The organism is Nonomuraea sp. MG754425, assembly GCF_021699195.1.
Taxonomy (GTDB): Bacteria; Actinomycetota; Actinomycetes; order Streptosporangiales; family Streptosporangiaceae; genus Nonomuraea.
The window spans coordinates 33,045-51,131 of record NZ_SSXE01000049.1; the positions used below are offsets into that span (position 1 = coordinate 33,045).

22 protein-coding genes are annotated in these 18,087 nt (G+C 71.4%); 14 read left to right on the top strand and 8 right to left on the bottom strand.

All coding sequences use genetic code 11. The features are described 5' to 3' along the window. Window positions 1–60: 60 nt before the first annotated feature. Window positions 61–1,653 (top strand): DUF5722 domain-containing protein, encoded by a 1,593-nt coding sequence (locus tag FAF44_RS18860; protein ID WP_237104506.1) that lies wholly within the window; start codon window positions 61–63, stop codon window positions 1,651–1,653. Here FAF44_RS18860 and FAF44_RS18865 read toward each other — a convergent pair. Continuing rightward, entirely contained in the window at window positions 1,638–2,552 is a 915-nt protein-coding gene (locus FAF44_RS18865; protein WP_237104507.1) for a helix-turn-helix domain-containing protein, read from the bottom strand. The two genes, FAF44_RS18860 and FAF44_RS18865, sit on opposite strands and share 16 nt — an antisense overlap. Before the next feature lie 56 nt (window positions 2,553–2,608). Between FAF44_RS18865 and FAF44_RS18870 the strand changes: the two genes are divergently transcribed. Both FAF44_RS18870 and FAF44_RS18875 read left to right on the top strand, forming a co-directional pair. Continuing rightward, the gene (locus FAF44_RS18870) at window positions 2,609–3,424 is read left to right on the top strand and encodes a phytanoyl-CoA dioxygenase family protein (protein ID WP_237104508.1); all 816 of its coding nucleotides are present in this window, start codon (window positions 2,609–2,611) and stop codon (window positions 3,422–3,424) included. Window positions 3,425–3,823: 399 nt separating this feature from the next. Next, on the top strand, window positions 3,824–4,171 hold the full coding sequence (locus FAF44_RS18875; protein WP_237104509.1) for a YbaB/EbfC family nucleoid-associated protein: 348 nt from the start codon (window positions 3,824–3,826) through the stop codon (window positions 4,169–4,171). A 51-nt stretch (window positions 4,172–4,222) separates the two neighbouring features. Here FAF44_RS18875 and FAF44_RS18880 read toward each other — a convergent pair whose 3' ends face one another. The 3 genes from FAF44_RS18880 to FAF44_RS18890 all read right to left on the bottom strand — a co-directional run bounded on the left by FAF44_RS18880 (window position 4,223) and on the right by FAF44_RS18890 (window position 6,096). Beyond that, window positions 4,223–5,173 (bottom strand): WXG100 family type VII secretion target, encoded by a 951-nt coding sequence (locus FAF44_RS18880; protein WP_237104510.1) that lies wholly within the window; start codon window positions 5,171–5,173, stop codon window positions 4,223–4,225. 13 nt (window positions 5,174–5,186) lie between these two features. Next, entirely contained in the window at window positions 5,187–5,588 is a 402-nt protein-coding gene (locus FAF44_RS18885; protein ID WP_237104511.1) for a hypothetical protein, read from the bottom strand. Window positions 5,589–5,721: 133 nt separating this feature from the next. Beyond that, window positions 5,722–6,096 carry a nitroreductase family deazaflavin-dependent oxidoreductase gene (locus FAF44_RS18890; RefSeq protein WP_237104512.1) on the bottom strand — a complete coding sequence of 125 codons (375 nt, stop codon included), beginning with the start codon at window positions 6,094–6,096 and terminating at the stop codon, window positions 5,722–5,724. Between the two features lie 129 nt (window positions 6,097–6,225). Here FAF44_RS18890 and FAF44_RS18895 point away from each other — a divergent pair, with 129 nt between their 5' ends. Genes FAF44_RS18895 through FAF44_RS18905 form a run of 3 tightly spaced genes read left to right on the top strand, consistent with a single transcriptional unit; the run spans window position 6,226 to window position 8,273 of the window. Further along, window positions 6,226–6,894 carry a TetR/AcrR family transcriptional regulator gene (locus tag FAF44_RS18895; RefSeq protein WP_237104513.1) on the top strand — a complete coding sequence of 223 codons (669 nt, stop codon included), beginning with the start codon at window positions 6,226–6,228 and terminating at the stop codon, window positions 6,892–6,894. A 34-nt stretch (window positions 6,895–6,928) separates the two neighbouring features. Next, entirely contained in the window at window positions 6,929–7,435 is a 507-nt protein-coding gene (locus tag FAF44_RS18900) for a hypothetical protein (RefSeq protein ID WP_237104514.1), read from the top strand. Continuing rightward, complete coding sequence (locus FAF44_RS18905) at window positions 7,407–8,273, top strand: alpha/beta fold hydrolase (protein ID WP_237104515.1); 867 nt, start codon at window positions 7,407–7,409, stop codon at window positions 8,271–8,273. The genes FAF44_RS18900 and FAF44_RS18905 overlap by 29 nt, the downstream gene beginning before the upstream one ends. A 41-nt stretch (window positions 8,274–8,314) precedes the next feature. Here the strand turns inward: FAF44_RS18905 and FAF44_RS18910 are convergent, their stop codons facing one another. The 3 genes from FAF44_RS18910 to FAF44_RS18920 form a co-directional block, all read right to left on the bottom strand. Continuing rightward, the gene (locus FAF44_RS18910) at window positions 8,315–9,352 is read right to left on the bottom strand and encodes a rhamnogalacturonan acetylesterase (protein ID WP_237104516.1); all 1,038 of its coding nucleotides are present in this window, start codon (window positions 9,350–9,352) and stop codon (window positions 8,315–8,317) included. A 260-nt stretch (window positions 9,353–9,612) separates the two neighbouring features. Then, entirely contained in the window at window positions 9,613–10,161 is a 549-nt protein-coding gene (locus FAF44_RS18915) for a MarR family winged helix-turn-helix transcriptional regulator (RefSeq protein ID WP_237104517.1), read from the bottom strand. Further along, window positions 10,151–10,864: an SDR family NAD(P)-dependent oxidoreductase gene (locus FAF44_RS18920; RefSeq protein WP_237104518.1), complete on the bottom strand. Its 714-nt coding sequence runs from the start codon at window positions 10,862–10,864 to the stop codon at window positions 10,151–10,153. The genes FAF44_RS18915 and FAF44_RS18920 overlap by 11 nt, the downstream gene beginning before the upstream one ends. Window positions 10,865–10,988: 124 nt before the next feature. On the opposite strand from FAF44_RS18920, the gene FAF44_RS18925 reads away from it, so the two are divergent. From FAF44_RS18925 to FAF44_RS18960, 8 genes are all read left to right on the top strand, one after another. Continuing rightward, a complete protein-coding gene (locus FAF44_RS18925; protein WP_237104519.1) occupies window positions 10,989–11,375 on the top strand; it encodes a tautomerase family protein in 387 nt (128 codons plus the stop codon). 79 nt (window positions 11,376–11,454) lie between these two features. Next, window positions 11,455–11,979, top strand: a complete 525-nt coding sequence (locus FAF44_RS18930) for a hypothetical protein (protein WP_237104520.1) — start codon at window positions 11,455–11,457, stop codon at window positions 11,977–11,979. Further along, window positions 11,979–12,914, top strand: coding sequence for a DUF4097 family beta strand repeat-containing protein (locus tag FAF44_RS18935; RefSeq protein WP_237104521.1), 936 nt, complete (start codon window positions 11,979–11,981; stop codon window positions 12,912–12,914). The genes FAF44_RS18930 and FAF44_RS18935 overlap by 1 nt, the downstream gene beginning before the upstream one ends. Before the next feature lie 17 nt (window positions 12,915–12,931). After that, window positions 12,932–13,897, top strand: a complete 966-nt coding sequence (locus tag FAF44_RS18940; RefSeq protein ID WP_237104522.1) for an ATP-binding cassette domain-containing protein — start codon at window positions 12,932–12,934, stop codon at window positions 13,895–13,897. Beyond that, window positions 13,894–14,697: an ABC transporter permease gene (locus tag FAF44_RS18945; protein ID WP_237104523.1), complete on the top strand. Its 804-nt coding sequence runs from the start codon at window positions 13,894–13,896 to the stop codon at window positions 14,695–14,697. The genes FAF44_RS18940 and FAF44_RS18945 overlap by 4 nt, the downstream gene beginning before the upstream one ends. Continuing rightward, complete coding sequence (locus tag FAF44_RS18950) at window positions 14,694–15,203, top strand: DUF1707 domain-containing protein (protein WP_237104524.1); 510 nt, start codon at window positions 14,694–14,696, stop codon at window positions 15,201–15,203. The genes FAF44_RS18945 and FAF44_RS18950 overlap by 4 nt, the downstream gene beginning before the upstream one ends. Window positions 15,204–15,384: 181 nt before the next feature. Continuing rightward, window positions 15,385–15,645, top strand: coding sequence for an SAV_915 family protein (locus FAF44_RS18955; protein ID WP_237104525.1), 261 nt, complete (start codon window positions 15,385–15,387; stop codon window positions 15,643–15,645). Between the two features lie 156 nt (window positions 15,646–15,801). Next, entirely contained in the window at window positions 15,802–17,253 is a 1,452-nt protein-coding gene (locus FAF44_RS18960; protein WP_237104526.1) for an MDR family MFS transporter, read from the top strand. On the opposite strand, the gene FAF44_RS18965 is transcribed toward FAF44_RS18960, so the two are convergent. Beyond that, window positions 17,250–18,087, bottom strand: an 838-nt coding sequence (locus tag FAF44_RS18965) for a hypothetical protein (RefSeq protein ID WP_237104527.1), incomplete at its 5' end; no start/stop codon positions are given. The two genes, FAF44_RS18960 and FAF44_RS18965, sit on opposite strands and share 4 nt — an antisense overlap.

Consider the following 18,087-nt stretch of genomic DNA (forward strand, 5'->3'; position numbering starts at 1 on the left):
GGTCTTGATCGGCGGCCGACTCCGCTGCATGGTTGAGACGTTTAAATTCCTGGAGGTCTCATGCGCTGGGTCATCCGTCTCGCCACCGTCGTCCTGTTACTCCTCGTGCCCGCCGTCCCCGCCACCGCCACCGCCACCCCGACCACCGACGCCATCACCGACGCCGCCGCCGCGCTGCCGTACCCGACCCGGTCCGACTACCGGATCAAGGGGTTGCAGCCGGACTTCTGGCCCGACAAGAACGAGATCGCCGGCAACAACACCGGCGGCGTCGCCATGAACCTCATCTGGGCCGACTGGGAGCCCAGCGTCAAGGCGCCGCCGTGCGCGGCGGGCGCGCAGGAGTTCGGCGGCCGGTGCTACACCGTCAGCTCCGCCGTGGACGCCGCCATCAAGGACTGGACCGAGCGCGGCCTCGTCGTCACCGCCGTCGTCTACGGCACCCCGGCCTGGGCGCGCCAGGGCCGCGTCTGCACGCCGGCCGCCCCCGGCTTCGAGATCTTCTGCGTGCCGAACGACCCCGCCGACTACGGCCGCTTCGCCGGCATGCTGGCCCAGCGCTACGACGGCCAGCACGGTCACGGCCGCATCGCCGACTTCGTCGTCATGAACGAGGTCAACAGCAACACCTGGTTCGACATCGGCTGCGGCCAGGGCACGGCGTGCGACACGACCGCCTGGCTGAACGCCATCGCGGCGAACTACAACGCCGCCTACGACGCCGTCATGGCCCAGCAGTCCACCGCGAAGGTGCTCACCTCGCTCGACCACTACTTCGGCACCGCCTACGACCAGCCGGCCGTGCACGAGGCCAAGCTGTCGGGCATGACCGTGCTCAAGGGCCTGGCGGCCAGGGCCGGCGGCCGGGCCTGGCGGGTCGCCTACCATCCGTATCCGCCGAACCTGCTGGCGCCGCAGTTCTCCGCCGACGACTTCCCCCGGGTCACCTACGGCAACATCGGCGTCCTGGTGGGCTGGCTGCGCCAGCAGTTCCCCGGCACGCCGTCGGCCTGGCAGGTGCAGCTCACCGAGAGCGGCGTCAACTCGCTGTCGCCGTCGTCGGAGGCCGCGCAGTCGTCCCAGCTCTGCAACACCTTCCGCAACGTGCTCGGCACGCCGGGCATCGAGAGCTACATCTGGCACCGCATGAGCGACCACCCGGACGAGACCGCCGCCGGGCTGGGCGTGGGCCTGCGGCGCAGCGACGGCTCCGCCAAGCCGGCCTGGTCCACGTGGGCGCTGGCCAACCGCTCCGACCTGTCGCCCGCGCAGCTCTCGTGCGGGTTCGAGCTCCTCCCCCACACCCAGTTGCGCCGCGGCTACCACGCGGCCAAGGGGCACGTGGCCAGCTCCCGGCTGCTGCCGCCCGGCTTCAGCCAGGAGCGCGTGTGGAAGCTGCTGCGCAACCCGGCCGCCTCCGGCACCGTGCCGCTCTTCGAGTGCAAGGTCGGCGACCACACCATGCTCACCCGTGACCCCGGCTGCGAGGGCCAGTTCCCGATGGGCCCGGTCGGTCACATCCACACCAGCCAGGTGGCGGGCTCGGTCCCGCTGTACCGCTGCCGCGCCGCGAGCGGCGACCATCTGGTCACCGACCAGGCCGGCTGCGAGGGCCTGACCAACGAGCAGCTCCTCGGTTACGCGCTGTCCTGACCCCGGCAATCGTCCCGCGCCCCGATCTCCGGCGGGAGCGCGGGACGGTCCTGGTCGGCGTCGTGGCGGGCCCGGTAGCGCGTCGGGCTCATGCCGGTGCGCCGCTTGAAGCGGGCGGAGAAGTAGAGCGGGTCGGGGTAGCCGACCTCCCTGGCGACCGCCGCGACGGGCCGGGTCGTCAGGGTCAGCAACTGGCAGGCCAGCGTGAGCCGCTGGGTCTCGACGTACTGCTGCGGGCTGGTGCCCAGGGTGGCGGTGAACAGGTGCGCGAACCGGGAGACCGACAGCCGGGCGATCCGCGCCAGCGCGGCGAGGTCGAGCGGGTCGGCCACGTGCTGGTCGACGTACTCGATGGCGCGCAGCACGCGCACGTCGACGCGGCGGGCGCGCGGGTTCTGGGTGTCGCACCACAGCAGGGCGGACTCCAGGCGGTTCATCGCGAACAACTCGTGCCGCTGCCTGCCGCTGAGGCTGAACGTGGCCGTCTGCCGCAGCTCCTCGGCGATCCGGCGTTCGAACTCCCCCACCGCGTGGATGCGGCCCACGCCGGGCGCCGGCTCCGGCCAGTTCAGCAGCGGCAGCCACTCCGGCCGCGGGTGGAAGTGCGCGAACACGATCTCCCAGCGGCGCAGCCGCGGCTCGACGCCGTAGTCGTGCGGCGTGCCCGGACGCAGGAGCGTGCTCTGCCCCGGCTCGGCCGCGAGCTCGCCCCGGCTGGTGCCGAACCGGCCGCGGCCGGAGACCGTGTGGATCAGCAGCCAGTCCTGGGTGCCGTGCCGCCGGAAGACGGCGTAGCCGTCCGTCTGCTCGAACGCGCCGGCCTGCACGCGGCCGGCCAGGGGCGGGATGAACGAGTCTGGCCGCGTGGCGGCGGGAGCAGTGACGGCAGGATCTTCCATGCGGACAGCAGGGCCTTCCATTGTCGATGGGGAGGTCCTCCCCGACGATCGACTGTATGTCACAGCTTGTTGCGGAATCCGCCTCCGACGCCCGTGCCCGTTACGACCGGCACGGCGTGGTCCACGTGCCGGGACTGCTCCGGCCCGAAGAGGCCGACGCCATCAGATCCGCCTTCACGACGCAGGTCGAGACCGATCGCAGCCTCGGCTGGGACGACCACGTGCCGGACGACGACCCGCTCAGCCGCTACCCGCGCTTCGTGCAGCCCCACCGTCGGCTCGACACCGAGGTGGGCCGGCTCGCCCGGCGCTGGATGCTGGACCCGCGCCTCGTCGGGATCGTCGCGGCGCTGATCGGGCCGCCGCTGGCCGCCCAGTCGATGTTCTACTTCAAGCCGCCGTCGGCGCGTGGCCAGGCGCTGCACCAGGACAACCTGTTCCTGCAGGCCGCGCCGGAGACCTGTCTGGCCGCCTGGATCGCGATCGACGGCTGCGACGCGGCCAACGGCGCGCTCCAGGTGGTGCCCGGCTCCCACACGTACGAGCTGGAGTGCCCGCAGGACGCCGACACCACCGAGTCGTTCACCTCCAAGGCGGTCTCCGTGCCTGCCGGCCTGACAGCGGTGCAGACCGAGATGGCGGCCGGTGACGTGCTGTTCTTCCACGGCAGCCTGGTGCACGGTTCGCGGCCGAACACCACCGCCGACCGGTTCCGGCGCTCGCTCATCTTCCACTACGTCCCGGCGGCCAGCCTGGAGATCGCCCGCTTCTACCAGCCGCTGCTGACTCCCGCCGGGGCGGAGCACACGATCGACGCGGCCGTCGACGGCGGGCCGTGCGGCGCGGGCTGGCAGCCGGTCGCGGCGCACTGAGCCGGACGCCGTCCCCGGCGACGGGCGATCGTGGCCGGGGACGGCGCTCGCGGACGGCCCGTCGCCGAAGGAGCGCCATCACCGCGACCGGGCCGATGGAGGTCCAGGGATATCACGTTTGTGGCGCTGGAATCGGCTGGTAATGCGTCTGTCGCCGGCCCGGCGCGGTCGCGGTGGAGACGTCACGCATTTGTTCTCCGTTCCGGAGCAGGTAACCCAGCGGTTTCGATCAGCAAATAAACCACATCCCGGTATATCAACGGTATGTCGCACGTATTTCCTGGCAGGCCGCTTGACCCGCAGGTGGGAGGCGGTAGGAGGGTTGTCCGATTTCACACTCGCAAGTTCGTGAAATTTACCTATTGCCGGGTATATGAGTATTTAGTTAGATAATGCGACATGAATAAACGTGACGTCCGTACCGGCGATCCCGACCTCGACCGGCTCATGACGGAGTTCCAGTCGGATTCCCGGGAATTCGCGGACGTCATCGGCCTGACCGATGACGTCGTCGGCCAGGCGGCCAGCCGGGACGACAAGGTGCGGGTCCGGGTCTCGCCCTCGGGACAGATGCTCGCCCTGCACATCGACCCCCGGGCGATGCGGCTGGCCTCGCAGGACCTTGCGGAGATCATCATGGACCTGTCTCGGCAGGCGACCGAGGACGCGGCCCGCCGCGTCATGGACGTCGCCCGGCCCTTCCTCCAGCAGGACGAGCGCGGCAGCGAGCCCGGCCGCCGCCGCTGACGAGCGCCTGGGCCAGGAACGGGGCAGGTCCGCTCCTGGCCCAGGCGCCCGTCAGATCCTCGGGATGAGGCTGCGCGTGCCGTGGATGATGAACTTCTGGTACATCTCCTCGGCCGTCAGCCCGTGCTCGGTGCCCGGCAGCGGGTTGTCCCCGTGCTGCGCGTCCAGGGTCATCGAGTACGCGGTCGAGGCCGTCAACCGGGGCAGGAAGTTGCCCGTGTTCAGCACCGTCCCGTTCGGCAGCGTGACGTTCGTGGCGACGGTCCGCAGACCGGGCACCCTGGACATCAGCGCGCCGAGGCCGTCGGCCACCCCATCGAAGACCATGTTGGCCACGAAGTGCTCACGCAGCGTCGTCAGGTTGTGGTCCAGCGACCGCACATCGTTGCCCGACAGGTCGGTCTTGACACCGCCGACGTAGTTCAGCGCCAGGGGCAGCAGCACCTGCCCGCTCGCGTACGCCAGGCTGTCGGCCACGTAGTACGTGAACATCGGCAGCAGCATGAGGACGAAGCGGTTGGCGGTGACCTTGAGCAGGAGCGCCCGCCGCGTCATGATCATCTTGAGCAGCTTCCAGGTGAGCACCTGGTAGCCGATGGTGAACATCATGTCCATCGTCATGATCCAGCACAGCACCCGCAGGGCGTGGTTGATCTTCTCGATCACGTCGGCGTAGGCCCGGCAGGCGTTGGCCATGTCCCGGTACTTCAGGGAGATCCCGAGCACCGCCGGGCCGAACTGCTCGTTCCAGAACGCCTTGAACGCGTCGACCTCGGGAGCGGAGCTCTTCTCCCAGACGATCCCGGCTTGGGCGTTGGCCGCGATGAAGCTCTCGTCGATCGCGTCGGCGATCTCGTCGAGCACGTCGGCGGCCGCGCGGATCTGGTCGGGGTCGCCCTCCAGATAGGAGACGCCGAACAGCACCTCCGGGGCGAGGATCCCGGCGGCCCCGGCGCCGGCCATACCACCGAGGGCGACCTTGGACGCGAGTCCGAGGGCCACGTTCTCCTCCTTCTCAGGCCAGCTCGACCGGCGTGGTCGGCACGGCGACCTCGTCGTCCTCGCGCTTGGCGAACTCGACGAGCTCCTTCACGAAGGCGTTCTCGTCGACCATGCTGGCCCAGTCGGCCGCCTCCACGTTCGTGCTCATCGACACGACCGCGGTGCCGATCGCCTCGTACGCGTCTCGGAGGGTGCCCAGGATCTTGCTCAGGTCCTCGTACGCGCCGTCGAAACCGGGATGCCCGTCCTGCCCCCGCCGGAAGATCTTCGCCGCCTCGTCGGTGCCCGGGTCGCCGAAGTATGGGATCAGCACCTCCATCTCCGTACTGATCCGACCCACTTTGCGGGCGAACGCGACGCCCTGGTCATGGATCTCCCCGCCGCTGCTCTCCATGCTCGCGTGGTCGATCTTCAACGATGGTCACCTCCGTGAACGGTCCCCTATCGCCAGTCTCTGTACTGATCATTACCGGAAGATGACCATGTGATTTCCATTGTGCATTCAGCGATGAATCGAGACCGGAGGGACACGCGGGACCCACGGGACGTCAGCCGGTGACTTCGTCCATGCGCAGGAACTCGGTGATGCGCAGCGGCCTCGGCGGGCGGGCCGCCGTGGCGGGCATGGCCTCGAACGCCTCGTCCCGGCCGACGATGCGCGGGGCGGCGAGCTCCACCTCCCTCCCGCCGATCCGCAGCCGCGCCTGGCCGGCGGCCAGGATGTTGCGCGCCCAGTCCGAGCGCGAGCCGTAGACCAGGACGAACAGGTAGCCGCCGGGGACCGGATAGGCGTCGAGCGGCGTGCGGTACGTCGCACCGGAGACGCGGCCGACGTGGATCAGCACCGGCCACTTCCCACCGGCGATCGCGCGCGGGTTGAACACCCGCTTGTTGATCTGCCCCCACCATCTCGGCATCGGCATCGGGATCTCCTTCCCGCCCCGGCGAGCGGGGCACGGGATCGTTGGCTTACACCCGTAAGGCGGCTTACGCTGGTAAGGCTGACTTACGCCTGTAAGCTTGTCAACCCGTCCCCAGCCCTGGAGCCGCCCGTGTCCGCGTCACCCGAATCCCCGCCGCCGAGGCGACCGCTCAGCAGGGACCGCGTACTGGAGGCCGCGATCCGGGTTGCGGACCGCGGCGGCGTCGAGGCGATCACGATGCGCCGGGTGGCACAGGAGCTGGGCGTGGAGGCGATGTCGCTCTACCACCACGTCCCGAACAAGGACGCGATCCTCGACGGCGTGGTCGACGCGGTGTTCACGGCGATCGAGTTGCCCGCCGAGCGGGCGGACTGGCGCACGGCGGTCGGCGGGCGCGCCCGGTCCGCGCGCGCGGTCCTGGCCCGCCATAGCTGGGCCCTCGGCCTCCTGGACTCCCGCCGCACGCCGGGACCGGCGACGCTGCGCCACCACGACGCCGTCCTCGGCGTCCTGCGCGAGGCCGGGTTCACGCTGGCGATGGCGGCGCACGCCGTCTCGCTCATCGACAGCTACGTCACCGGGTTCGTCCTGCAGGAGGCGAGCCTGCCGCTGACGACGCCGGGGGAGGTCGAGGAGGTGGCCGGCGGCATCCTCGCGAACCTGCCGGCGGACGGGCTGCCGCACCTGAAGGAGATGATCACCGAGCACGCCCTGCGTCCGGGCTACGACCACACGAGCGAGTTCGGCTACGGCCTCGACCTCATCCTGGACGCCCTCGAAGCCCGCCGCAGTACTTGACGAGATACAGCAAGTACTTGCTAAAGTTCGTCAAGTGAACACCGCTGAGCACGTGGAGCTGGCACGCGAGCTGATCCGCCTGGTCGAGACGCGGGTCGTCGATCCGCTGGAGATCCTGCTGGACCAGGGCGACGACCTGGGCGACGACCTGGGCGGCGAGCTGCGGGCGCGGCTGCGCGTCCAGGCCGAGGTCTGGGCCGCGCAACTGCTCGGCCCGGACGACCGGACGGCCGTCATGACGTCCGCGCGGCTGATCGCCGCGCTCTTCCCCGGCGACGGCCCGTTCGACCCGCCGGACGACTGGTGGCGCACCCCCTTCGGACGTGCCGTGGCCCGGCGGGCGGGGCACCCCGGAGCGCGGGCGGTGGGTTTCGCGACCGCGGCGGCGATGCTCGGCATCTCCCGGCAGGGCGTTCACGACCTCGTCAAGCGCGCGAAACTCGACCGGCACCCCGACGGCGGGGTGACGACCGAGTCGATCCGCGCCCGGCTCACCATCCCCAAGGAGCAGCGTGTCGCAGCACGACCGCACCATCACTGACCACACCGTCCCCCTCGCCGTGCGCGACCACGGCGGCGACGGCCCGCCCGTCCTGCTGCTGCACGGCCTGGGCGGCACGCTGGACGCCTGGACGGAGGTCGCACCGGCGCTGACGAAGGCGCACCGGGTGGTCTCCGTGGACCTGCGCGGCCACGGCCTGTCCGGCGACGCCCCCTGGGAGTGGGACGCGGTCCTGGCCGACGTCGAGACGGTGGCAGCCCGCCTGGACCTGGGCGCTCCGGCGATCGTCGGCCATTCGCTGGGCGGGATGCTGGCCGTCCTGTGGGCGACGCGCCACCCGGAGTGCCCGGCCGTCGTCAACCTCGACGGGCTGCGTTCGGCCGAGAACGACCCGGCCAACTATCCCGGCATGGACCCGGCCGCGCTGGAGCGGGAGCTGGCCCAGCTCAAGGCGATCTTCGACGCGCAGGAGGCGGCGATGGGCCGGCCGCTGCCGCCCGAGCAGGCCGCCGCGCTCCCCCCGCGCTCGGTGACCGTCGTGGGCGGTGACAGTTACCTGCGTCCGGGCCCGGAGCTGCTGGCCGCCGTCCGCTACTCGCCGCTGTTCCGTGACACGATCCCGTCGCTGCCCGGGGTGCGCTGCCCGGCGCTGGTGGTGCTGCCCACCCAGGACCCGCCGGGCATGCCGGGCGGCGAGCTCATGGCGGCGCTGCGCCGTGGGGTGCGCCGCGACCTGGCTCCCGTCACCGAGGCGCACCCGCACATCCGGGTCGTCGAGCTGGCGGCCAGCCACAACATGGTGCAGGAACGACCCGGTGAGGTGGCGGGGCTGATCGTGGAGTTCCTCGGCTCGCGGGAGTCCGCCGCGACCCGCTGATCGGGCGAGTTGCCCGGGCCCACGGGCCTCCCGTTCTCCGGTCAGCGGCGGCCCGGGACGAGGTGGGCGGCGCGCAGTTCTTCGGCGGCGAGTGCGGCGTACTGGTGGGCGCCGTACTCGGACAGGTGGGTGTTGTCGCCGTTGATGTCGGTGAGGTAGATCGGCTTGGAGCCCTCGGGGCCGAGGGATTCGACGAGTTGCCGGGTGCGGGCGGTGAGGTCGATCAGCGGGACGTTCTCGGCGGCGGCGACCGCCCTGGTCTCGGCGGGCAGGTTCACGTCACCGTGGATGATGAGGCCGAGGTCGTTGAGCCGGCTGCCCTCGAAGCGGCGCCGCACGATCGAGGTGACCAGCACCGGACGGCCGCCCCGCTCGCGCACCCCGGCCACCATGGCCGACAGGTTGGCCCGGAAGTCCTCGGCGGTGGTGCTCTTGTCGTTGTGCCCGAACTGGATCAGCACCAGATCACCACGCTGGATCTGCTGCTGCAACGCGGGGAAGAACGCCTCACCGTTCAGGAAGCTCACACTGCTCTCCCCGCTGTCGGCGTGGTTGACCACCGACAGGCCACGCCCGAGCAAGGACGGCAGCGCCTGGCCCCACCCGAAGTACGGGTAACCGTCCTGGTCACAGGCGGTGGAATCACCGGCGATGAACAGACGCCGGGGCCGGTGCGCCGGTCGCAGCACGATCTCGGCCACGCGCGGGGCGGGGCCGTCGAAGGTCAGCGTCAGGCCGGGGGTGCCGACCGGGCCGGTGGGCTGGCCCTGGGGTTCGCGGACGTTGACGGTGAAGGCACGCCGGGCGAACGCACCCGCCTCGGTGGCGGTGACCGGCACCATCGAACGCCTCGTCTCGGCGTGCACCGAGGTCTGCGCGGCGGACGCCGCGTCCCCGAGCACCACCGTCACGTCGTAGTCGCCGGTGGGGACGTCGAACGTGCAGACGATCGGCGACTCGCCGGTGCAGTGCGACGCCAGGTCCTCGCCCGGCCGGGACCGCCCGTCAGCGAGGGCGAGTGGACTGATCGTCAAAGGGGCGAGCAGGGCGACGGTGGCGAGCAGGATGCGGTGTCTCACGGGGGGCCTCCTGGGTAAGCGCTTTCCGAAGGGGTGCGGAACTGCGGTTCGACGGAGAGGTGAGGTCGGCTGCCGATCGGCCCGGCGTCGCAACATGTGCGAGATCTGCCGGACATCTGGATTTAAACGGTTTCTGCCGTATTACGCAAGATAGATCGCTCGATTCCATCGACGGTCTCTGTATCCATGCAGGTAAAGAGAGAATCGACGGTCGGGGTGCCTTCTTGGGTCACCAGTTCAGATCGCACGCGTGAAAGCGGTTAAACCTTGCCTTCAGCCTGGTCGCCCACCTGCCCGGCCGCGTCGGCGTCGCCGAGCCCGGCGACCAGCTCGCGCAGCAGGCCGGCGAGCTGGTCGCGGCGCTCCGGCGCGAGGTGGCCCACGAGACGGTCCTCGGCCGTGAGCAGGCCGGAGACGACGCGGTCGAGCAGCGCGCCGCCCGCGTCGGTGAGGGTGACGGCACGCGCGTGGTAGCCCGACCCGGCGGTGGCGCGCTCGACCAGGCCGTCCTTCGCCGCCCGCGCCACCCGCTGGGTGATCGCGCCGCGCGTCACCATGCACGCTTCGGCGAGTTCCCCCGGGCTCATCCGGTACGGCGGCCCGGAGCGGCGCAGCGTCGAGAGCAGGTCGAGGGTGGCCACGTCCACGCCCAGGCTCGCGAGCAGGCGGCGGCGCTCGTCGCCGAAGGTCTTGGCCGCCCACCAGATCCGGGTGATGATCCCGATGGACTCCACCGGGACGCCCGGCAGCTCGCGCCGCCAGGCGTCCTGGATGTCGTCGGCGCGGTCGCGCGGCGGCTCACCGGCCACGTTCGGCCCCGCCGTTCACCTGGACGATCTGCGCGGTCACGTACCCGCCGCCGGGCGAGGCGAGCCAGTGCACGGTCTCCGCGACGTCCTGCGGGGTCCCGGCGCGGCCGGTGTGCGTCTGGCCGACGAGCCGCGCGCGCCGCTCGTCGCTCATGCCGCCGCCGAAGAACTCGGTGTCCTCGACGAACCCGGGCGCGACCACGTTCACCGTGATGCCGCGCGGCCCGAGGGCGGCGGCGAGGTCGAACGCGTACGGGTGCAGGGCCGCCTTCATGGGGCCGTACGAGTTGCCGCCCGAACCGCGCAGGGCGGCGATCGAGGAGACGAACACCACCCGGCCGGACGGGTTCAGCAGATCACGCAGCGCCTCGGTCGGCAGCACGGACGTCAGCACGTTGGCCAGGAAGTTGTCCGTCCACCGCTCCGCGACGCCGCCGCTGCCCTCGGCGTTGCCGCCCGCGTTGTTGACCAGCACGTCGATCGTGCCGAACCGGTCGGCCAGGACGGCACGCACCCGCTCGACCTGCTCGGGGTCACTGAGATCGGCCGGCAGCGCGGTGCCACCGATCTCGGCGGCGGCCTTCTCCAGCACGTCGGCGCGGCGGCCGACGATCACCACCCGGTCGCCGTCGGCCGCGAACCGCGCCGCGATCGCCTTGCCGATGCCGGTGCCGCCGCCGGTCACCACCGTCGTCCTCGCCATCTCGATCCCCTTAACTTTAGGTCTAAAGTCACTCTACCGCCGCCAGGAGCCGATTGACCGGGCGACGGCTCGCCGATTATCTTTGCTCTTAAAGCTAATTTGGCAACAAAGAGGAGATATCGTCATGCCCCATCTCACGGTCCGGGCCATGGAGCCGCAGCTCCAGGGCAACGAATCAGCCCTCATCGCCGCGCTGACCGAGGCGGTGGTCAGCGTGTACGGCGAGTGGGCGCGCGACATCGCGGTGATCCACCTGGACGGCGTGCCCGCCGGACGGTGGGGCCTGCGGGGCGAGCCGGTGGACGAGGCCGCGCCCGCCGTCCTGTTCGGCATCCGCGAGGCGGCGCTCACCCGTCCCGACAGCGGGGAACTCGCCGCCAGGCTGGTGCGCGCGGTCACCGACGCCGTCGCCGGCGTCCTCGGGGCGCACCTGCGTGACGCCGTCACGGTCGAGCTGGTCGCGACCCCGGCCGGCCGCACCGCGATCGGCGGCGTGATCGTCGACGCCTGATCTTCATGACAGCATGATGACGCCATAGCCGTCCGCCCCGGCGCTTGCGATGGCGTCATGATGATGCCATCATGACGCCATGGACCTTGCGCCGTATGTCGATCACCTTCGCCGCGAGCTGGCGCTCGCCGCCGGGGCGGGCGGCGAGGAAACGCGGGCGCTGGCGGAGCGGCTCGCCTCCACGCTCGAATCGGCCACCCGGCTCGCGCTGCTGGAGGCGCTGTCAGCCGCCGCGGACGAGATCACCCACGACCTCGCGCCGGGCTCGGTCGAGGTGCGCCTGCGCGGGCGCGACCCCGCCTTCGTCGTGACGTCACCGCCGAGCATCCACGCGTACGCGGAGGAGGAGGGCGAGCCCCCGCCGCCGCCTCCCCCGCCCCCTGCCCCGGACACCGAGGAGGGCGGCACGTCCCGGATCTCGCTCCGGGTTCCCGAGCACCTGAAACCGCGCATCGAGGAGGCCGCCGCCGGCGACGGGCTGTCGGTCAACGCCTGGCTGGTGCGCGCCGTCTCCGCCGCGCTCGACCCCGGCGACGCGGGCCGCCGCTCCGCACGGCGTCCGGCCCAGCAGAGCGGCAACCGCTACACCGGCTGGGTGCGCTGATGACCACCATCCACGACAGGGGAACCGGCATGCCGACCTTCGACACCCCCGCGCCCATCGTCGTCGTCATCGACGCGGCGAACGCCACCGTCCGGATCAACGCGGGCGAGCGCGCCGACACCGTCGTCGAGGTGCGACCGAGCAGCGAGCACAACGACGCCGACGTGCAGGCGGCCCGGCACACCGAGGTCGACTGCGCCGACGGCGTGCTCACCGTGCGGGCCGGCGTGGCGCAGGCCGGCGCGGGCTTCGGCTGGGGCCTGTCGTTCGACAAGCTCGTCGAGTCGCCGTCGAACTGGGCGCGCGCGCTGCTGCTCGGCTCCGGCTCGGTCGAGGTGACGATCAGCCTGCCGGCCGGCTCCCGCCTCGACGTCAAGGCGGCGGGCGGCCTGCTGTGCCGGGGGCCGCTCGGCGAGGTGGCGGCGACCACGTCCCACGGCGACATCCGCGTCGAGCAGGCGGGCCGGCTGCGGGTGCGCAGCACCTACGGCGACGTCTCGGTCACCCGCGCGTCCGGGCACGCCGAGGTCACCACGACCCACGGCGGCATCCACCTCGGCGAGATCGACGGCACCGCCTCGGTCAAGACCTCCCACGGTGACGTCCGTCTCGGCGAGGTGACCGGCGAGCTACGGCTCAACAGCGCCCACGGCGACATCAGCGTCGACCGCGCGCTGGCCGACGTCACCGCCAGAACCTCCTACGCCGGGCTGGCGATCGGCGAGGTGGTGTCCGGCTCGATCGTCATGGACACCACGGGCGGCGGCCTCGACCTCGGTGTCCGGGAGGGCAGCGCCGCCTGGCTGGACGTCAGCTCCACCTACGGCACCGTCGACGTCTCCCTCGCCGCCGCCGACGCCCCCGGCCCGTCCGGACCGGTCGTCGAGGTGCGGGCGCACACCACACACGGCGACATCGCCATCCACCGTTCCTGACAAGCGAGGAGAATCTCATGGCTGACGCGATCGTCGCCGAGGGCCTGGTCAAGAAGTACGGCGGCGTGACAGCGCTCGACGGCATGGAGCTGAGCGTCCCCGAGGGGACGGTGCTCGGGCTGCTCGGCCCGAACGGCGCAGGGAAGACCACGACCGTGCGAATCCTGACCACCCTGCTCGAACCGGACGCCGGGCGCGCCACGGTGGCCGGCTACGACGTCGTACGCGAGGCCGCCGAACTGCGCGCCCACATCGGCGCCTGCGGCCAGTACGCCGCCGTCGACGACCACCTCACCGGCGCCGAGAACCTGGAGATGATCGGCCGCCTCTACCACCTCGGCGCCGCGCGCAGCCGGCGGCGCGCCCGCGAGTTACTGGACCGCTTCGACCTGACCGACGCGGCCGACCGGCCCGCGCAGGGCTACTCCGGCGGCATGCGACGCCGGCTCGACCTGGCCGGCGCGCTGGTCGCCGACCCGCCCGTGCTCTTCCTCGACGAGCCCACCACCGGGCTCGACCCCCGGGCCAGGATCGGCCTGTGGGACGTCGTCGCCGAACTCGTCGATCGGGGCACGACGGTGCTGCTCACCACCCAGTACCTCGAGGAGGCCGACCGGCTCGCCGACAGCATCGCGGTGGTCGACCACGGCCGGGTGATCGCGCGCGGCACCGCCGACGAGCTGAAGGACCAGGTCGGCGGCGACCGCATCCAGCTCTCCCTGACAGACACGGCCAGCCTGGAGAGCGCCGCCAGGACACTCGCCCCGCTGGCCGTCGGCGAGATGCGGATCGACGCCGCCGCCCTGCGGGTGACGGTCCCGGTGACCGGCGGCGCCGCCGCGCTCACCCGCGCGCTCGGCCACCTGGCGGCCGAGCGGATCACCGTGAACGACGCCGGCCTGCGCCGGCCCACCCTCGACGAGGTGTTCCTCAGCCTGACCGGGCACCGGCCCGACACGAAGATCGAGGAGAGCGTCCGATGAACGCCCTGCACCTGGCCGTCGCCGACGGCATGACGATCGCCAGGCGCAACGCGCTGAAGATCCGCAGAGCCCCCGACCTGCTGGGCGGCGTGGTGATGCTGCCCATCGTGTTCGTGCTGCTGTTCACCTTCGTCTTCGGCAGCATGATCAGCCTGCCCGGCATGTCGTACGGGGAGTACCTGCTTCCCGGGATCTTCGTCATGACGATCGTCTCCAGCGGGCAGATCACCGGCTACACGCTGACTCAAGACCTGCGCAAGGGCGTCTTCGACCGGTTCCGCACCCTGCCGATGTCGCCGTCGGCGGTGCTCACCGGGCAGACCGTCGCCGACGTGATCATGAATCTGACCAGCATCGTCACCATGGCGCTGGTCGGGCTGCTGGTCGGATGGCGCATCCACTCCTCGCCCGTCGAGGCCGCGCTCGGGTTCCTCATGCTGCTGCTGTTCGCGTACGCGTTCTCGTGGGTGACGGCGACGGTCGCGCTGGCCCTGCGCACGCCGGAGGTCTTCAACAACGTGGCCACGATCATGTCGTTCCCGATGGTGTTCCTGTCCAACGCCTTCGTCGACAGCACGCGCCTGCCGGGGCCGCTGCGGCCGATCGCCGAGTGGAACCCGGTCTCGACGCTCGTCCAGGCCGCCCGCGAGCTGTTCGGCAACACCAGCCCCGCCCTCCCCGTGCCCGATGCCTGGCCGCTGCGGCACGCGGTCCCCGTGTCGCTGCTCTGGTCGGTCCTGCTCCTGATCGTGTTCGTGCCGCTGGCCACGCGGCTGTACCGGAAGGCGGCCGGCCGATGAGCGCCGTCTCCGACCTGGATCGCGAGCACGCGGTGGAGCTGGTCCAGCAGGCGTACGCGGCCGGGCGGCTCAGCGCCGCCGAGCTGGACGTGCGGCTCGGGCAGGCGCTCACCGCCGTCTCCTCGCCCGAGCTGGACCAGGTGGTCGCCGACCTGCCGGGCGAGGAGGAGGTCCGGCTCGCCTCCCTCGGCGGGCAGCTCAAACGCACGGGTGACTGGCAGGTGCCGCGCCGGCTGCGGGTCGACTCGGAGTACGGCCGGGTGCGGCTCGACCTGTCCAGGGCGCACGTGCCGTACCCGGTGATCGACATCGAGCTCCACCTCGCCTACGGGGGCGCCACGATCATCCTGCCGGCCGGCGCGAGCGTGAACACCGACGGCGTGCGGGTCCAGTGGGGCCAGGTGGTCTGCAAGGCGGCGGGCCGGCCGGGCCCGGGCGGGCTGCACGTGCGCGTCACCGGCGACCTGCCCTACGGACGACTGGTCATCCGCACCGCACGCGGATGACACGGGGGCTCGGCACGAGCCCGGCGAGCCCGGCCGGTGCGGCACGAGGGCCCGGCACGGACGCTCGTCAATATCGCGTCAGGAATCGCGGACCGCGCGTCCGGATCGTGTAGCGATCCCCGATCGCCCTCCTCGAACGGCTCTAGCGTCTGCCCTGTAGCCCTTCTCCAGGAGGAAGCAGATGTCTGAGCCCCGATTGTGCGTCCCGGTCAAAAGCGGCGCGTGCGCCCTGACCCTGAGGCTGTTCCGCACCGCCGCGGGCCGGCGGACGGCGGTCGCCTTCACCTCGCCGCTCAAGCTGGCCAAGGTGCTCGGGCCGGGGCAGCCGTGGGTGCTGCTCACCGCTCCCGCGCTGCGTTCCATGGTCGCCGAACTGGACGTCGCCGGCATCGTCACCGACCCCGCCGGGACGATGAGACCGCGCGCGGAACAGGTGTCGTGACCCACATCACCGGGGGCGGGCGGCGCGTACGGGAAGCAGCGATGAGTTTTACTGGTTGAGGCGGTCAGTACGGGTATGACCACTGCTTCGTATGAGACCGACGGCCGCGACACCGGCCACGACCGCCTTTCCACCGACAGCCCTGAACGAGGTGCCGTGCCCAGCCCACAGTCCGAGTCACGTGCCAAACCGGCGGGTGCCGCCCAGGGCCGCACGCCGCCCGTGATCCGGCTGCTGGTGCTGGCCACGTTCGTGGTCATCCTCAACGAGACGATCATGATCAACGCGATCCCCCGGCTGATGAGCGCCCTGCACATCACCGAGCAGACCGCGCAGTGGCTCTCGACCGCCTTCATGCTCACCATGGCCGCGGTCATCCCGGTCACCGGATGGTTCCTGCAGCGGGTGCCGACCCGGGTGGCGTACGCGACCGCGATGGGCGCGTTCCTGGCCGGCACGGCGCTGGCCATCGTGGCGCCGTCGTTCGAGGTGCTGCTGGGGGCCCGCATCATCCAGGCGTCCGGGACGGCCGTGATGATGCCGCTACTGATGACCACGCTCATGCAGGTGGTGCCCGCGGAGGACCGGGGCCGGGTGATGGGCAACCTGAGCCTGGCCATCTCGGTCGCGCCCGCGATGGGGCCGACGGCCTCCGGGCTGATCCTCCAGTTCGGGTCCTGGCGGCTGCTGTTCGCCGTGGTGCTGCCCATCGCCGCCCTGATCACCTGGCGCGGCCTGAAGCGGCTGGAGAACGTCGGGGAGACCGAGGTCAGCACCGTCGACTGGTTCAGCGTGGTGACCGCGGCGGCCGGGTTCGGCGGCCTGGTGTACGGGCTCAGCAGGTTCGAGGGCGGGGAGGCCGGCGTCGCCGCCGCGATCGTGGTGGCCGGGCTGGTCTGCATCACGGTCTTCGTCCTGCGCCAGCTCTCGCTGCAGAAGCGCGGCGTGCCGCTGCTGGACCTGCGCACGCTGCGGCACCGCACCTACACGGTCGCGCTGATCATGATGTCGGTGGCGTTCATGTCGATGCTCGGCTCGATGATCCTGCTGCCGCTGTACCTGCAGAGCGTGCGCGGGCTCAGCGCCCTGGAGACCGGGCTGCTGGTGATGCCGGGCGGCCTGGCGATGGGGCTGCTCGGCCCGAGCGTCGGGCGGCTGTTCGACAGGTTCGGCGGCCGGGTGCTGGTGATCCCCGGCGCGATCGGGATCATGCTCGCGCTCGCCGGGTACACGCAGGTCTCGATGACGATGCCGTACTGGCAGATCCTCGCGCTGCACGCGCTGCTGTCGGTGAGCCTGGCCGCGACCTTCACCCCCGTGTTCACCCTCGGGTTGGGGGCCGTCCCGCCGCGGCTCTACTCGCACGGCAGCTCGATCCTGAGCACGTTGCAGCAGGTCGCCGCGGCTTTCGGCACCGCGCTCGTGGTCACCGTGATGAGCGCGCGAGCCACCGTCCTGACCGAGCGGGGTGTCACCGAGACGCTCGCGAACCTCGACGGCATGCGACTGGCCTTCATCATCGGCGCGGTGCTGTCGGTGGCGGTGGTCGGCACGGCCCTGCTGCTGCCCGCCCGCGCGGCGAACGCCGTGGCGCCGCAGGCGCACTAGGAGAACCAGTTCGCGCCGAGTTCCTGGATGCTCCTGCTGCCCCGGGGCACCAGGAGCGCCTCGCTCAGCACCTGGTTGACGTGCTTGGTCTCGTTGACCATGGCGAACAGGAAGAACGAGCCGCCGTCCGCGGTGCGGAAGCCGAAGATCGAGCCGTGGCCCGCGAAGGTGACGTAGAGGCCCTTGTTGACCGCGGGGAACGCCTTGCGGCTGAAGCTGTCCTTCGCCAGGCGGTAGCCGGAGGCGCCCTCCTTCTTCTTGTTGTTCCAGAAGTTCAGGTACTCCTTGGCCACGGCCCGCGCCACGGTCTCGCTGGGCTCGCCGACGTGGCCGCCGGCGTCGAGCCGGGGCCGGGGCAGGCGCTGGCCCCAGTGGATCGGGGTCGCCACGGCCAGCTTGAACGGCTGCCCGGGAGCGCGGAAGAAGCCCAGCACGTGCGGACGGGCGTGGCCCTTGGTGTCCTGGTAGGTCGCCTGGGCGATGAACCAGTCGCCGATCGCCGGCTGCTTGCCGGGCGGGGGCAGGTAGACCGCCGGGGTGCCGGTGAGGTTGATCGGCTTGTGGCCCGGCTTCTCGTCGAAGGTCTCGTGGTTGCGTTCGAGTACGCCCTCGTGCAGCGCCGCCTCGACGAACAGCCCGTCGAGGCGGTCGTTTCGCGTCCACCACTTGCGGGTCTTGAGGGTGGCGTTGTAGCGGCCCACCCACTCCCGCAGGGCCTGCCCCGCCTGGGCGGCGGTCAGCGGCGGGCGGGCGGCGGGCGCGGTCGGGGTCGGGCTCGGGGTCACGCTCGTGCTCGGCGCTGGTGACGGCGCGGCCTGGGCCGTGGTGGTGGCG